Below are 14,297 nucleotides of genomic sequence, written 5' to 3' on the forward strand. Positions count from 1 at the left end.
ATATTTTCTATAATCTATTAAATAATTTTTTTATTCTAAGTGATAAAACACCAAAGATGGCTTCTTTAATAATAGAACCACTCATTTTAGATTGTCCTTTGGTTCTATCTGTAAAAATTACTGGTACTTCTTGAATGATAAATTTTTTAGAAAATGCTCTGTATTTCATTTCAATTTGAAAAGCATATCCAATGAATTTAATTTTGTCAAGATTAATTGCTTCTAAAACTTCTCTGCTATAGCAAATGAATCCTGCAGTAGCATCCATAATTTTCATTCCGGTAATCATTCTCACATAAACTGAAGCAAAATAAGATAGCAAAACTCTACTTAAAGGCCAGTTTACAACATTCACTCCGGTAACATATCTTGATCCAATAGCTAAATCGGCACCTCCAAAATGGCACGCATCATACAATCGCTCTAAATCATGAGGATTATGTGAAAAATCGGCATCCATTTCAAAAATAAATTCATAATCATGAGCTAGTGCCCATTTGAATCCATGAACGTAAGCAGTTCCTAATCCAGCTTTTTTTGTTCTTACTTCAAGAAAAAGTTTATTTGGAAATTCTTTTTGAAGTTCTTTTACTTTATCTGCTGTTTTATCTGGCGAATTATCATCTACAATAAGAACATGAAAAGGTTTATGTAAAGAAAATACAGCTCTCACTATACTTTCAATATTTTCAATCTCGTTATAAGTTGGAATAATTACAATGCCGCAATTCATATTTGTTGATAAAAGTTTGTGCAAAAATACTCATTTTATTACTTCATAATCTTAATAATATTATAATACTAATCAACAAATAAAATTTAGTAATTTTGCGGTTCATGATAGCATTAGAATTACATCCACGAATTATAGAAAACAAAGATTGGGCAACAATTATTTTTGTGCTTTCCTTATTTCTAATTGTTTTAGCAAAATCAGTCTTTGAAACGAGATTTAACGATTATATTCGATTAATTGTATCAGATAAATATACTAAAATATATCGAGAAAGTAGTCATTTAATGAGCGGATTTAATGTAATTCTATTTACAGTAAATATAATTTCACTTTCGTTTTTTATTCAATTAGTTTTAGTACACTACAATTATGGCATTAAAACTGATTGGATTCTTTTTACAAGAATTTTTACCTTATTGACCGTTTTTATACTTTCTAAATTTCTCGTAGAGAAGATTATTGCCGCAACATTTGGGATTGAAGAAATCATCGAGCAGTTTAATTTACAGAAAGTTACCTTCAGAACCTATATTGGATTACTACTATTACCAGTTTCGATTATCCTGTTTTATGGTAATTATTCAACGAATTCTTTAATTATTACCGTAATTTGTATATTATTAATAATAAACTTAGTGACTTATCTTATTTCTTTGAAAAATTATCAAAATTTAGTATTCGGTAAGTTGTTTTATTTTATTTTGTATCTTTGCGCACTTGAAATAGCTCCATATTATTTCATATTTTATTTGATTACAAAAAATTAGAGTTTAAACATGGCAAATTTGAAAGTAAGAACGATTTTGGTTTCGCAACCAGAGCCAAAAGTAGAAAATTCGCCTTATTTTGATTTACAACAAAAGCATAAGGTAAAGATAGATTTTCGTTCTTTTATTCACGTAGAAGGCGTAAGCGCGAAAGATGTTAGAGCTCAAAAAATTGACCTTAACAATTTTACTGCAATCATATTAACAAGTAGAAATGCAGTAGACCACTTTTTTAGAGTGGCTGAAGAAATGCGTTATAAAGTTCCAGAAGATTTAAGATATTTTTGTCAATCAGAAGCTATTGCTTTTTATCTACAGAAATATGTTGTTTATAGAAAACGTAAAATTTATGTTGGTCAAAAAGATTTTGCAGACATGAGTTCACTTTTCAAAAAATATAAAGATGAAAAGTTTTTACTTCCTGCTTCAGATCAATTAAATGCTGACGCGCCTGTGACATTAAACAACCTAAAAATCAATTGGACGCAAGCTGTTTTTTATAAAACGGTAATGAGTGATTTATCTGATTTAGCTGATGTTTATTATGATGTTTTGGCTTTTTTCAGTCCAACAGGAATCAAATCATTATTTAAAAACTTCCCAGATTTTAAACAAAATGACACGAGAATAGCTGTTTTTGGAAGCACTACTCAAAAAGAAGCTTTAGAACATGGTTTAAGAATTGATATTCTTGCTCCAACTCCAGAAACACCTTCTATGACAATGGCTCTTGAGCGCTATGTTGCAGAAGCTAACAAAGGAAAATAAAATTTTATTTATAGATATCAAAAAAGCCCAACAGTGATGTTGGGCTTTTTCTTTGTTTAGGTATAGTTTGTTTGTTATTTTATAATTGTGGTCCAGCATTTACTAAATTCTGTCCCTCAGCATTGTCTGTATATTGAACGAAGTTTTTAATGAATCTTCCAGCTAAATCTGTTGCTTTAGTTTCCCATTCAGAAACATCTGCATAAGTATCTCTTGGATCTAAAATGGCTGGATTAACATCATGTAAAGAAGTTGGAACCTCAAAATTGAATGTTGGAATTACTTTAGTTTCCGCTTTCTCAATTGACCCATCAAGAATAGCATCAATTATGGCACGAGTATCTTTTATAGAAATACGTTTTCCTGTTCCATTCCAACCAGTGTTAACCATATAAGCTGTAGCATTGTGTTGTTCCATCTTTTTTACCAATTCTTCACCATATTTAGTTGGATGCAATGATAAAAATGCTTTTCCGAAACATGCAGAGAATGTTGGTTCTGGTTGTGTAACACCTCTTTCTGTTCCAGCCAACTTAGCTGTGAAACCTGATAAGAAATAATATTTAGTTTGCTCAGGAGTTAGTTTAGAAACTGGAGGCATGACTCCAAAAGCATCTGCCGTTAGGAAAATCACTTTTGTTGCATGACCAGCTTTAGAAACTGGTTTTACAATATTGTGAATATGATTAATTGGATAAGAAACACGAGTATTTTGTGTTACAGAACCATCTTTAAAATCGATTTTTCCGCTGGCATCAACTGTTACGTTTTCTAATAATGCATCTTTTTTAATCGCTCCAAAAATATCTGGTTCGTTTTCTGCACTTAAATCGATGGTTTTTGCATAACATCCACCTTCAAAATTGAAAACACCATCGTTATCCCAACCGTGTTCATCGTCACCTATTAATTCACGTTTTGGATCAGTAGATAAAGTTGTTTTTCCTGTTCCAGACAATCCGAAGAAAACTGCTACATCGCCATCTTTTCCTTTATTTGCTGAACAGTGCATAGAAGCAATTCCTTGTAATGGCAAGTAATAGTTCATCATTGAGAACAATCCTTTTTTCATCTCACCACCATACCAAGTTCCACCAATTAATTGTACTTTCTCCGTAAGGTTGAATGCTACATAAACTTCAGAATTTAACCCATGAGCTGCGAAGTCTTTGAAACTAGTTTTTGAACCATTCATTACAATAAAATCTGGTTCACCAAAATTTTCTAGTTCAGCATCAGTTGGACGTATGAACATGTTTTTCACAAAATGTGCTTGCCATGCTACTTCCATAATGAAACGAACTTTTAAACGAGTATTTTCGTTAGCGCCACAAAAAGCATCAACAACAAATAATCTTTTCCCTGAAAGTTGATTTACTGTTGTTTCTTTAAGAGCATTCCAAGTTGTTTGAGAAATTGGTTTGTTGTCGTTTACCGCTTTTTCAGAATTCCACCAAATAGTATTTTCTGTTATTGCGTCTTTTACAATATATTTATCTTTAGGCGAACGACCCGTGAATTCACCAGTCATTACGTTTACAGCTCCAAGTTCAGTCAATTGACCTTTTTCGTAACCTTGTAAACTTGGACTTAATTCTTCATTATATAAAAATTCAAAAGATGGATTGTATATAATTTCTTGGACATTTTTGATTCCATATTGTTTTAACGAAATCGATTTCGTAGATTGGGCAGTATTCTCCATAAAATTGTATTGTGTTGCAATTAATAAATTGACTGCAAAGGTAAAAATTAATTATTACAACGTTGTAGTTTATTAAAAAATTATGCTTTTTTCTTTAAAAAATGTAAAGAAAAAATTGCCCAAGCCATGATTAGCAACATACCTCCTATTGGTGTGATAAACCCAATAACTTTAAAATTGAAAGCATTTAAACTATCTGTAGCCAATAAATAAATAGAACCAGAAAAGAAAATAATTCCTAAAATAGTGAGCACTAAAATTGTTTTTTTTGTTTTAAAACTCAAATGATTGTTTAATCCTAAAAACAGCAAAAACAAAGCGTGATACATTTGATATTTTACTCCAGTTTCAAATGTAACTAATTGATCTACACTCAAAACTTTCTTTAAAGCATGAGCACCAAAAGCTCCTAAAATAATTGCTGTCATTCCAAAAAAACCTGCTGCGGAAAATATTTTCTTATCCATAATATTAGTTCTTAATAATTTTTAACAAAAATATCAGTTATATATGGAATGCTCAAGGATTTTTATGTTTTCCTTTTGATTTTAACAATTATAAAATTTTATATTTGTACCATAATTTTAAGAAATGAAAAAAGCAACATTTATTATCGCTACCCTATTGATTTTCTGTTCCTTTACAGCAGATAACAAAGTAGTTATTCCATCAGGTGAAAAATTAGTTTATGCTGGCTCTTATAATATGAGTGGATTGATGACACAATTGGCTCAAGTAACCATGTCTACTGAAAATCAGAGTACTTCAAAAAACACATATTTACATTTGAACTGCGAATTAGCAACGTTTAGCAAATGGGATAAATTTTTCAAAATAAGAGATATTTACGAGGCTTACGTAAACCCGACCACTTTAAAACCAAGTTTATATAAAAGAAGTGTTGACGAAGGTGGTTACACTAAAAAAGAAAAATACGTTTTCAAAGGAAATTCTGTCACAAGCACCTCAAAAAAAAGGAATAATCCCGAAACAACTCGTACTTTCAATATTGGAGCTTCGACTCTAGATGTAGTATCGTTACTTTATAAAGTAAGAACTATCGATTTTTCGAAAATGAAATCAGGACAAACTAAATCATTTACCATTGTTTTTGACGAAAAAGAAATTCCTGTTACATTAAAGTACATGGGAACAGAAAGCGTTAATGCAGGGAATCTTGGACAAAAAGAATGCTACAAATTATCTATTGGTGCAAAAACTAACAAGCTAAAAGGAACAGACAAAAACTTAATTTGGCTTACCGCCGATGCAAAAAAAGTACCTGCATTAATGAAGTTTAGTATTCCTGTTGGAACAGGACAATTAACATTAACTTCTGCAACTGGAATTTAAGATGAGAAAGGCTTTATTAATTTTGTCATATGTATTTGTTATCTTGAGTATTGTTTTTTCGATACTTCCATTAGATACTTTAGCTCTTTTACCAATTGGAGCTGCTTTGATTTTGATTTTTATAACTTTCAAAAAATCCGAGACTAATCAACGTAAACTTGTTAAATGTTTGTTTGCAATAACTTATATCTGCGCAATATTTGTATTGGGAAAAACTTATCTAATAAAAGATGAAGTGGAAAAAGACCAACAATTTGAACAACAAAAAATTGAAACAAAACAAGAAGCAAAAAAGGAACTTGAAGACTTAGAAAAAGACCTTGAAGGTTTAGAATAAATTATTACATAAAATTCAAAAGCTCAATCAATTTTGGTTGGGCTTTTTTGTTTTTATCAAATTATTAATGAAAATCATTCCAATTTCATAAATTTGTATCCAATTACAAACAAACCATGAGAAACATTCTTATCATAGGCGCAGGTCGTTCGGCTTCTTCTTTAATTCAATACCTTTTAAACAAATCTTTTGAACAGAATCTTCATATAACTATTGGAGATTTATCTTTAGAATTAGCTCAAAGAAAAACCAACAATCATCCTAATGCAACTGCTATTCAGTTAGACATTAACGATGAAACACAACGTCATGCGGAAATTCAAAAAGCTGATATTGTAATTTCGATGTTACCTGCTCACATGCACATTGAAGTTGCCAAAGATTGTATCACTTTCAAAAAACACATGGTTACTGCATCTTATGTTTCTGATGCAATGCAAGGTTTAGATGCTGCTGCGAAAGAAAATGGATTGATTTTCATGAATGAAATTGGGCTCGACCCAGGAATTGACCACATGAGTGCCATGAAAGTCATTGATGAAATTCGTGAAAAAGGTGGTAAAATGATTTTATTCGAATCCTTCTGTGGCGGATTAGTCGCTCCTGAAAGTGATGATAATCTTTGGAATTACAAATTCACTTGGGCACCAAGAAACGTTGTTTTAGCTGGTCAAGGTGGCGCAGCAAAATTCATCCAAGAAGGTAAATATAAATACATTCCATACAATAAATTGTTTCGTAGAACCGAGTTTTTATTAGTAGAAGGCTTCGGAAAATTTGAAGGTTACGCCAACAGAGATTCACTAAAATACAGAAGCGTTTATGGTCTTGATGATGTGTTGACTTTATATCGTGGAACTATCAGAAGAGTTGGTTTTTCAAAAGCTTGGAACATGTTTGTACAACTAGGAATGACCGATGATACTTATATAATGGAAAATTCTGAAACGATGAGTTTCCGTGAGTTTATCAATTCTTTTTTACCCTATCATCCAACGGATTCTGTTGAAATTAAAATGCGTTTGGCACTAAATATTGAACAAGACGATATCATGTGGGACAAATTATTAGAATTAGATTTATTCAACCCAAATAAAATTGTTGGTTTAAAAAATGCCACTCCAGCACAAATTCTAGAACGTATATTGAATGATAATTGGACTTTACAACCCAACGACAAAGATATGATTGTAATGTACCATAAATTTGGTTACGAATTAGACGGAAAACAACAACAAATTGACTCCAAAATGGTTTGCATTGGTGACGATCAAACCTACACTGCCATGGCAAAAACTGTTGGATTACCGGTTGCAATGGCTACATTACAAATCTTAAACGGAAACATAAAAACGCCTGGCGTTCAATTACCCATTAGAAAAGAAGTTTACGAACCTATTTTGAAAGAATTGGAAGAATTTGGAGTGATTTTCAAAGAAACTGCTATGCCTTATATTGGCTATAATCCTGATAAATTAGTAACAAATAACTAATATTTGTTTTAATTTAAAACAAAATACATATTTTTGATTTAAAATTATAATCAATGAAAATCAATCAGCTTCAAATTGAAATTGACGGAATCGATAAAGAAATTCTTCGTTTCTTGATGGAAGATGCTCGAAAACCAATATTGCAAATCGCTAATAAAATAGGAATTTCAGGCGCAGCAATTCACCAACGATTGAAAAAACTAGAAGATGCTGGTGTAATTTCAGGTTCTAAATTTATCGTAAATAACAAAGTTTTAGGTTATAAAACGATGGCTTTTATTGGTGTTTACTTAGAAAAAGCGGCTTCTAATGCTGAGGCTGTAAAAGAATTAAAAAAAATTCCTGAAGTTTTAGAATGTCATTATACTACAGGTAATTGGAGCATTTTAATCAAAATTATCTGTAGAGACAACGAACATTTAATGCAACTTTTGAATAAAAAAATCCAACCCATAGATGGTGTTTCTCGAACAGAAACTTTTATTTCATTGGAACAACAAATAGAAAGACAAATACAACTCTAGACAATAAATATAAAATGAACCTCAACAAATTTTCAAAAGAAAACCTTACAATTGCTTTTTACACTATCTATATTTTGATTGCAGGTGTTTGTTATGAACTTTTTCCTGGCGATGCAAAAACACCTAATTTTGGTGTGCTTTTATTTTATTTAATGGTACCAATTAGTTTGATTTACTTTATGGTGCATTTAGTACGACAATTGTATGGCGGAAAAAATCATGTGAAATGCCTTATCATTCACGGAGTTGTTTGGGTGTCAATTCTTGTAATTCTATCCTCTTTTGTAAAATAAAAAATCCGTCTGTTATAGACGGATTTTTGCTTTATACTCGATTCAAATTAATCATCATTACTTCTACCCATAAAGATAGAAATGTAATACAATAATGTTCCTATCGAACCAATTGCAGCTACAACATAAGTTCTTGCAGCCCATTTTAGTGAATCTTCAGCTCCTGCATATTCGGCTTGGTTTAACATGTTTTTGTTTTTCAACCATGCTAAAGCTCTATTACTTGCATCATATTCAACTGGTAAAGTGATTATTGTAAACAAAGTTGTTGCAGAGAAAATTACAATTCCAACAAGTAATAACGATGGAAAAGTATTTACCATTAGTATACCAGCTAGCAAAATCCACTGGACAAAATTGGATGCAAAAGAAACTATTGGCACCAATTTAGAACGTAATTGCAACATACTATAAGCCGTTGCGTGTTGCACAGCATGTCCACATTCGTGCGCGGCAACTGCGGCAGCTGCGGCATTTCTTTGATTATAAACTGCTTCACTCAAGTTTACCGTTTTATCAGCTGGATTGTAATGATCCGTTAATTGTCCTGGAGTTGAAATTACTTTTACATCATAAATTCCGTTATCTGCTAGCATTTTTTCTGCTATTTCAGCACCAGACATTCCGTTTTGTAAATGCAATTTTGAATAAAACTCGAATTTGCTTTTCAATCGGTTGCTTACGAACCAACTCATTAGCATGATAATTCCAGCTAAAACCATATATCCCATTCCCATATTTTTATATTTAAAGTTTATAGAGTAATATCAAATTACAAGCCAAATTTAAAAAATGACAAGTTGACATTTATTATCTACAAATAGTTATAAACGCAATCAACTCACTAGCTTCATAATAAGTAAAAGAAATATTGACTATTTCATATCCTTCATTTACTTTTTTATCAAGAAAATGTTCTACTTCTTTAGCTAACTCTTCTTTCATTCCGCCAAAACCAGCAGTTTTCTTTAGAATGTGAACTTCGTGTTTTTTCATTATAATTGTTTCTTACTTATACGTAAAAAATGAAAAATGTTACAAAACTCTACAATAAAGTAATCCCAAAAACAAAACGATTATTTCCTTGTTCCTTAACAGTGTTGTTCACATCGGCGTAATCTGATTTCCATTTACCATTTGTAAATGCAAATTCATATCCAACATTTAATCTAAGTTTGGTAGACTTATTATTAAAAAGATACAATGATGCTGATGGTCCTACAAAGAACAAATTATTTCTTAAAGACAGATTTCCAACATTATTAGCTGGTGTTAAATCGTTAAGATCAATAACGTTATTTTTAGTAAAAACGACTAATTCGCCTGTAGTATTTGAAAAGTTTAACCCTGTTGTGAAGGCAACTTTTTCTTTGTTTATTAAATTGTAGTGAACTCTTAATCTTGTAGTAAAACCAATATATCTATTTTCATTATTTCCGGCCTCATTTTTAGAATTTAAAAATCCAAAGTCAATGTCTCCAGAATATTTTTTTCCAAACATGGTCATACCTATAAAAAACTCTGGAGTAAAACTATTAACCTCAGGAAGTCCGGCAACTTTCAGCTTTTTATCAATACTTAACTCATCTTGAACTTGAGCATTTAGTCCGTAGGTGAAATAAAATTTTGGTTTTTCAGGAGTAGTAGTTCCTTCCTTTTCCTGAGCAAATGACCAACTAATAAAAAATAATGCGATTAAAACTTTAAAATTTCTCATATTTACTTTGATTAATGTTATTTTATTCAAAGCTACAAATCAGATTTTTTTTCTAATTCATTTTTAACTTTAAATTATAAATCATCTAACGTTTATTTTCTCAAAACGAAAACAATAGATATAAAAAACCGCAAATTCGCGAATTTCAATATAGTAATTTGTAAATTTGCGGTAAATAATAATTGAAAAATTATCCCACCAAGTTAATGACTTTTCCTGGAACGATGATTACTTTATTTGGAGTTCTTCCGTCTAATTGTTTGATGGTTCTTTCGTCTGCCATTACAATTTCTTGAATTTGCGGAACGGTTAAATCTAAAGGTAATTTAATTGTAAAACGCATTTTACCATTAAACGAAACTGGATATTCTTTCTCAGATTCAACTAAATATTTCTCTTCACAAATTGGAAAAGCAACAGTTGAAACCGAACCTTCATGCCCTAATTGACTCCATAATTCTTCAGCAATATGTGGAGCATAAGGCGAAACCAAAATCGCTAATGGTTCTAGAATTGCTCTATGGTTACATTTCATTTGAGCCAACTCATTCACACAAATCATAAACTGTGAAACTGATGTGTTGAACGAGAAATTCTCGATATCTTCAGTAACTTTTTTGATGGTTTTATGTAAGGATTTGTACATATCTGCTGAAGGTTCATCATTTGTTACGATAGAACCATTATCATCAAAATACAAGCGACATAGTTTTTTCAAGAAACCTGAAACTCCTGTAATTCCTGCAGTATTCCATGGTTTTGCTTGTTCCAATGGACCTAAAAACATTTCATACAAACGCAACGTATCCGCACCATAATCATTACAAATATCATCTGGGTTGACAACATTGTATTTCGATTTTGACATTTTTTCTACTTCGCGACCTACTATGTATTTGTCATTTTCTTCTTTTATAAAAACAGCTTCTTTATAATCTGAATATAAAGGATGGTTTTTGAAAGCATCAATATTTAATTCATTTGTGATATCATTTATTACTGCTAAATCAACGTGGATTGGAGTAAAATCAAATTTCACACTAACACCACAACTTTCTAAATTTGATATTTTATTAGTTATTAAAACCTCAAATTTCTTTTCAATTTCTGAAATTCTTTGATTTATTTCATCTGTAACATTTCCTCTTTCGATACTTTCTTTAGTGCCTTTAGAAAAAAGAATTGGATTTTCGTTTATTAATTTTTTAAATAGCTCAGTCATCTCATTAGTTGAGTTACCCTGTTCCGCCCAAGTTACGTCAAAATAGGTTCTATAAACAAAAGCACTCATTCCCAAAATCATTCCTTGATTAATCAACTTTTTGAATGGTTCTTCTGTTGGTGCGTAACCTCTATCTTTTAGGAATTTGTTCCAAAAACGAGAATATAATAAATGTCCGGTTGCGTGTTCGCTTCCTCCAATATATAAATCTACATTTTCCCAATATTTTAGTGCATCGGCTGAGGCAAATTCGTTTTCGTTGTGTGCATCCATATAACGCATCCAATACCACGAACTTCCTGCCCAACCTGGCATAGTATTCAATTCTAAAGGAAAAATAGTCACGTTGTCAATCAACTGATTACTGACCACTGAACACTGAACACTATTCCACGCCCAAGTCGTTGCGTTTCCTAGTGGCGGTTGTCCGTCTTCGGTTGGCAAATATTTTTCAACTTCTGGCAATACGATTGGTAAATGTTTAGCATCAATCATTTGTGGCAATCCGTTCACATAATATACTGGAAATGGTTCACCCCAATATCTTTGACGAGAAAAAACCGCATCACGCAAACGGTAATTGGTTTTGCCTTTTCCTTGTCCGATTTTCTCCAATTCTTCTATGATTTTTTTTGTTCCGTCTTTGTAACCCAATCCGTTTAAGAAATCAGAATTTACTAATTCAAAACCACCTTTTTCGCCATAAGCCGCTTCAGAAATATCTTGATTGAAAATATTTTTAATTTCAGGCATTCCTTGAGTTCCTTTGAAGAAATTCGCGAAAGCATAATCACGCTCATCACCACAAGGAACCGCCATAACTGCGCCTGTTCCGTAACCAGCCAAAACGTAATCGCCAATCCAAACCGGAATTGGTTCTTTAGTAAATGGATGTTCGGCAAACGCTCCTGTGAAAACTCCTGAAATGGTTTTTACATCGGCCATTCTTTCTCTTTCCGAACGTTTTGCAGTGGCTTCCACATAAGCATCAACAGCAGCTTTTTGTTCTGGTGTTGTAATTTGTGAAACCAATTCGTGTTCTGGAGCCAAAGTCATAAATGTAACTCCGAAAATAGTGTCAGGACGAGTTGTGAAAACAGAAATTAATTTATCTGAATCTTTCAATTTGAAATCAACAGAAGCACCAACTGATTTTCCAATCCAGTTTCTTTGTGATTCTTTTATTGATTCACTCCAATCAATAGTATCTAAACCTTGTAATAATCTTTCGGCATAAGCAGAAATTCGCATCGACCATTGCGTCATTTTTTTACGAATCACAGGATGACCGCCACGTTCTGAAACACCGTTTACAATTTCGTCATTTGCCAAAACGGTTCCCAAAGCTGGACACCAGTTTACTTCGGTTTCTGCTAAATACGTTAATCTATATTGTAAAAGAATTTTTTGTTGTTCTTCTGATGAAAAAGCGTTCCATTCAGAAGCTGAAAATGAAACGATATTGTCATCACAAACCGCATTTACAGTAGCGTTTCCTTCATTTTCAAAAATTGAAATTAAGGTTGCAATATCTTCCGCTTTATCTGTATTTTTATTGTACCACGAATTGAACAATTGAATGAAAATCCATTGTGTATGTTTGTAATAATCGGCATTTGAAGTGCGTACTTCTCTACTCCAATCGAATGAAAATCCAATTTTATCTAATTGTTCACGGTAACGCGCAATGTTTTCTTTGGTTGTTGTATCTGGATGCTGCCCAGTTTGGATAGCATATTGTTCTGCAGGCAAACCAAAAGAATCATAACCTTGCGGATGCAAAACATTGAAACCTTTATGACGTTTAAATCGAGCTACAATATCGGAAGCAATGTAACCAAGCGGATGACCAACATGCAATCCTGCTCCTGATGGATAAGGAAACATGTCCAAAACGTAATATTTTGGTTTTTCGCTGTTATTTGATGCAGCAAAAGTTTGGTTTTCTGCCCAGTATTGTTGCCATTTGGCTTCGATTTGTTCGTGAAAGTATTTCATTCGTCCTTTTTACATTAAAATTTTAGCGGCGATAAACATTGCTATTGTAAGAATTTACTTTGTTAATTTTTTTACTTAAAACCTTGAAAGTTAATCGAAAGTTAATGTCTACGCTAATTGGCCACAAATTTACATTTATTGTACTAAACACAAAACTTTAAACGTTATAAACTATGAATAAACAAATTCTTTATTATTTTTACGGCTTAAATTACAATGTATGTCATCAAATTTCGATAAATTTCAAAAAAGAAGAGTAATCACTTCCTATGTTTCAGTTGTGATGAGTGTGTTTTTAGTATTATTTTTACTAGGAATGCTTGGTCTTTTCATTATCAATTCTAAACGTTTATCAGACAACTTTAAAGAAGATATTGTAATGACTGTTTTCTTTAAAAACGAAGCCAACGACACTGTTTTCAAGCAATTTGAAGCCGAAATGAAGGCTGGGAAATTCGCTAAAGATTTCAAATATATTTCAAAAGAAACTGCAGCCAAACAACATAAAGAAGTAATCGGAGAAGATTTTATGCAATTTCTTGGAGTAAATCCATTGCAAAATTCTTACGACATTCACCTTAAAGCGGATTATGTAACTAATCCTGGTTTCTCTAAAGTGGAAAGTCAAATACGTAAAAATCCTTTGGTTGCTGATGTAGTTTATGACAAACAATTAATCACTTTAGTAAACGATAATGTTAGAACCATAAGTATGTGGGTTTTAATTGTAAGTGGTGTTTTTGCTTTTATTTCGGTTTTGTTGATTAATAGTTCTATGCGTCTTTCTATTTATGCCAACAGATTTATCATTAAAACTATGCAGATGGTTGGTGCAACAAAATCATTTATTAGAAAACCATTTGTAAAAAGAAGTATTATTCTTGGAATCATTGGTGCTGCTTTAGCTGTACTAGCATTACTAGGAGTTCTTTTATATGTATCAACAAACTATCCTGCATTGGATATTTTTAAAGATATTGAATTAACTATTGTGGTTTTATCGGGAGTTTTAGTTCTTGGAGTTTTAATAACTTGGATAAGTACTCACTTTGCCACACAACGTTTCTTAAATCTAAGAACCGACGATTTATACTAATAGACAAATAGATACAAGATAGAATACTTATGAAAAATAACGAACAAAAACCAGATTTTCTTTTTGATCAAATCAACTATAAATTTCTTTTAATTGGAATTGCAGTTATTGCCTTAGGATTTATATTAATGTCTGGTGGCGGAAGCACTGATCCAAAAGTTTTTAATGAAGATGTGTTTAGTTTCAGAAGAATTAGATTGGCTCCAACAGTGGTGTTAATTGGTTTTGGAATTACAATTTATTCTATTTTCAAAAATCCTAAATCTAGTAAATAGTGAATAATAATTA

16 protein-coding genes are annotated in these 14,297 nt (G+C 31.6%); 9 read left to right on the forward strand and 7 right to left on the reverse strand.

Annotation, left to right across the window (positions count from 1 at the left end):
* Positions 1 to 7 precede the first annotated feature (7 nt).
* A complete protein-coding gene (locus tag ABD771_RS05645; RefSeq protein WP_345091875.1) occupies positions 8 to 733 on the reverse strand; it encodes a polyprenol monophosphomannose synthase in 726 nt (241 codons plus the stop codon).
* Between the two features lie 104 nt (positions 734 to 837).
* Between ABD771_RS05645 and ABD771_RS05650 the strand changes: the two genes are divergently transcribed.
* Positions 838 to 1,503 carry a DUF4271 domain-containing protein gene (locus tag ABD771_RS05650; RefSeq protein ID WP_345091878.1) on the forward strand — a complete coding sequence of 222 codons (666 nt, stop codon included), beginning with the start codon at positions 838 to 840 and terminating at the stop codon, positions 1,501 to 1,503.
* A gap of 18 nt (positions 1,504 to 1,521) precedes the next feature.
* Complete coding sequence (locus ABD771_RS05655; protein ID WP_345092103.1) at positions 1,522 to 2,271, forward strand: uroporphyrinogen-III synthase; 750 nt, start codon at positions 1,522 to 1,524, stop codon at positions 2,269 to 2,271.
* Between the two features lie 79 nt (positions 2,272 to 2,350).
* On the opposite strand, the gene pckA is transcribed toward ABD771_RS05655, so the two are convergent.
* Entirely contained in the window at positions 2,351 to 3,976 is a 1,626-nt protein-coding gene (pckA, locus tag ABD771_RS05660) for a phosphoenolpyruvate carboxykinase (ATP) (RefSeq protein WP_345091881.1), read from the reverse strand.
* A gap of 80 nt (positions 3,977 to 4,056) precedes the next feature.
* On the reverse strand, positions 4,057 to 4,443 hold the full coding sequence (locus ABD771_RS05665) for a DUF423 domain-containing protein (protein WP_345091884.1): 387 nt from the start codon (positions 4,441 to 4,443) through the stop codon (positions 4,057 to 4,059).
* A 124-nt stretch (positions 4,444 to 4,567) separates the two neighbouring features.
* Here ABD771_RS05665 and ABD771_RS05670 point away from each other — a divergent pair, with 124 nt between their 5' ends.
* The 5 genes from ABD771_RS05670 (at position 4,568) to ABD771_RS05690 (ending at position 7,976) form a co-directional block, all read left to right on the forward strand.
* Positions 4,568 to 5,329, forward strand: a complete 762-nt coding sequence (locus ABD771_RS05670; protein ID WP_345091888.1) for a DUF3108 domain-containing protein — start codon at positions 4,568 to 4,570, stop codon at positions 5,327 to 5,329.
* A gap of 1 nt (position 5,330) precedes the next feature.
* Positions 5,331 to 5,666 carry a hypothetical protein gene (locus tag ABD771_RS05675; protein WP_345091892.1) on the forward strand — a complete coding sequence of 112 codons (336 nt, stop codon included), beginning with the start codon at positions 5,331 to 5,333 and terminating at the stop codon, positions 5,664 to 5,666.
* 116 nt (positions 5,667 to 5,782) lie between these two features.
* Positions 5,783 to 7,159 (forward strand): saccharopine dehydrogenase family protein, encoded by a 1,377-nt coding sequence (locus ABD771_RS05680; protein WP_345091895.1) that lies wholly within the window; start codon positions 5,783 to 5,785, stop codon positions 7,157 to 7,159.
* A 53-nt stretch (positions 7,160 to 7,212) separates the two neighbouring features.
* The gene (locus tag ABD771_RS05685; RefSeq protein WP_298118511.1) at positions 7,213 to 7,683 is read left to right on the forward strand and encodes an Lrp/AsnC family transcriptional regulator; all 471 of its coding nucleotides are present in this window, start codon (positions 7,213 to 7,215) and stop codon (positions 7,681 to 7,683) included.
* A 14-nt stretch (positions 7,684 to 7,697) separates the two neighbouring features.
* Complete coding sequence (locus ABD771_RS05690; protein ID WP_345091899.1) at positions 7,698 to 7,976, forward strand: hypothetical protein; 279 nt, start codon at positions 7,698 to 7,700, stop codon at positions 7,974 to 7,976.
* Positions 7,977 to 8,023: 47 nt separating this feature from the next.
* On the opposite strand, the gene ABD771_RS05695 is transcribed toward ABD771_RS05690, so the two are convergent.
* From ABD771_RS05695 to ABD771_RS05710, 4 genes are all read right to left on the reverse strand, one after another.
* Complete coding sequence (locus tag ABD771_RS05695; RefSeq protein WP_345091902.1) at positions 8,024 to 8,713, reverse strand: zinc metallopeptidase; 690 nt, start codon at positions 8,711 to 8,713, stop codon at positions 8,024 to 8,026.
* 73 nt (positions 8,714 to 8,786) lie between these two features.
* The gene (locus ABD771_RS05700; protein WP_298304902.1) at positions 8,787 to 8,972 is read right to left on the reverse strand and encodes a hypothetical protein; all 186 of its coding nucleotides are present in this window, start codon (positions 8,970 to 8,972) and stop codon (positions 8,787 to 8,789) included.
* 49 nt (positions 8,973 to 9,021) lie between these two features.
* On the reverse strand, positions 9,022 to 9,693 hold the full coding sequence (locus ABD771_RS05705) for a hypothetical protein (RefSeq protein ID WP_345091906.1): 672 nt from the start codon (positions 9,691 to 9,693) through the stop codon (positions 9,022 to 9,024).
* A gap of 190 nt (positions 9,694 to 9,883) precedes the next feature.
* Positions 9,884 to 12,913, reverse strand: a complete 3,030-nt coding sequence (locus tag ABD771_RS05710) for a leucine--tRNA ligase (RefSeq protein WP_345091909.1) — start codon at positions 12,911 to 12,913, stop codon at positions 9,884 to 9,886.
* A 220-nt stretch (positions 12,914 to 13,133) separates the two neighbouring features.
* Between ABD771_RS05710 and ABD771_RS05715 the strand changes: the two genes are divergently transcribed.
* Together ABD771_RS05715 and ABD771_RS05720 are read left to right on the forward strand one after the other, a co-directional pair.
* Positions 13,134 to 14,009: a cell division protein FtsX gene (locus tag ABD771_RS05715; protein WP_345091912.1), complete on the forward strand. Its 876-nt coding sequence runs from the start codon at positions 13,134 to 13,136 to the stop codon at positions 14,007 to 14,009.
* A gap of 29 nt (positions 14,010 to 14,038) precedes the next feature.
* Positions 14,039 to 14,284 (forward strand): DUF3098 domain-containing protein, encoded by a 246-nt coding sequence (locus ABD771_RS05720; protein WP_298304913.1) that lies wholly within the window; start codon positions 14,039 to 14,041, stop codon positions 14,282 to 14,284.
* The last annotated feature ends 13 nt before the right edge of the window (positions 14,285 to 14,297 follow it).

It is taken from the genome of Flavobacterium chungnamense, assembly GCF_039539165.1.
Taxonomy (GTDB): domain Bacteria; phylum Bacteroidota; class Bacteroidia; order Flavobacteriales; family Flavobacteriaceae; genus Flavobacterium; species Flavobacterium chungnamense.

What these genes read in the sequence shown, in the direction of transcription:
- ABD771_RS05645 (WP_345091875.1), bottom strand. Translation starts at nt 733, where the DNA reads ATGAATTGCGGCATTGTAATTATTCCAACTTATAACGAGATTGAAAAT.
- ABD771_RS05650 (WP_345091878.1), top strand. Translation starts at nt 838, where the DNA reads ATGATAGCATTAGAATTACATCCACGAATTATAGAAAACAAAGATTGG.
- pckA (WP_345091881.1), bottom strand. Translation starts at nt 3,976, where the DNA reads ATGGAGAATACTGCCCAATCTACGAAATCGATTTCGTTAAAACAATAT.
- ABD771_RS05665 (WP_345091884.1), bottom strand. Translation starts at nt 4,443, where the DNA reads ATGGATAAGAAAATATTTTCCGCAGCAGGTTTTTTTGGAATGACAGCA.
- ABD771_RS05670 (WP_345091888.1), top strand. Translation starts at nt 4,568, where the DNA reads ATGAAAAAAGCAACATTTATTATCGCTACCCTATTGATTTTCTGTTCC.
- ABD771_RS05675 (WP_345091892.1), top strand. Translation starts at nt 5,331, where the DNA reads ATGAGAAAGGCTTTATTAATTTTGTCATATGTATTTGTTATCTTGAGT.
- ABD771_RS05680 (WP_345091895.1), top strand. Translation starts at nt 5,783, where the DNA reads ATGAGAAACATTCTTATCATAGGCGCAGGTCGTTCGGCTTCTTCTTTA.
- ABD771_RS05685 (WP_298118511.1), top strand. Translation starts at nt 7,213, where the DNA reads ATGAAAATCAATCAGCTTCAAATTGAAATTGACGGAATCGATAAAGAA.
- ABD771_RS05690 (WP_345091899.1), top strand. Translation starts at nt 7,698, where the DNA reads ATGAACCTCAACAAATTTTCAAAAGAAAACCTTACAATTGCTTTTTAC.
- ABD771_RS05695 (WP_345091902.1), bottom strand. Translation starts at nt 8,713, where the DNA reads ATGGGAATGGGATATATGGTTTTAGCTGGAATTATCATGCTAATGAGT.
- ABD771_RS05700 (WP_298304902.1), bottom strand. Translation starts at nt 8,972, where the DNA reads ATGAAAAAACACGAAGTTCACATTCTAAAGAAAACTGCTGGTTTTGGC.
- ABD771_RS05705 (WP_345091906.1), bottom strand. Translation starts at nt 9,693, where the DNA reads ATGAGAAATTTTAAAGTTTTAATCGCATTATTTTTTATTAGTTGGTCA.
- ABD771_RS05710 (WP_345091909.1), bottom strand. Translation starts at nt 12,913, where the DNA reads ATGAAATACTTTCACGAACAAATCGAAGCCAAATGGCAACAATACTGG.
- ABD771_RS05715 (WP_345091912.1), top strand. Translation starts at nt 13,134, where the DNA reads ATGTCATCAAATTTCGATAAATTTCAAAAAAGAAGAGTAATCACTTCC.
- ABD771_RS05720 (WP_298304913.1), top strand. Translation starts at nt 14,039, where the DNA reads ATGAAAAATAACGAACAAAAACCAGATTTTCTTTTTGATCAAATCAAC.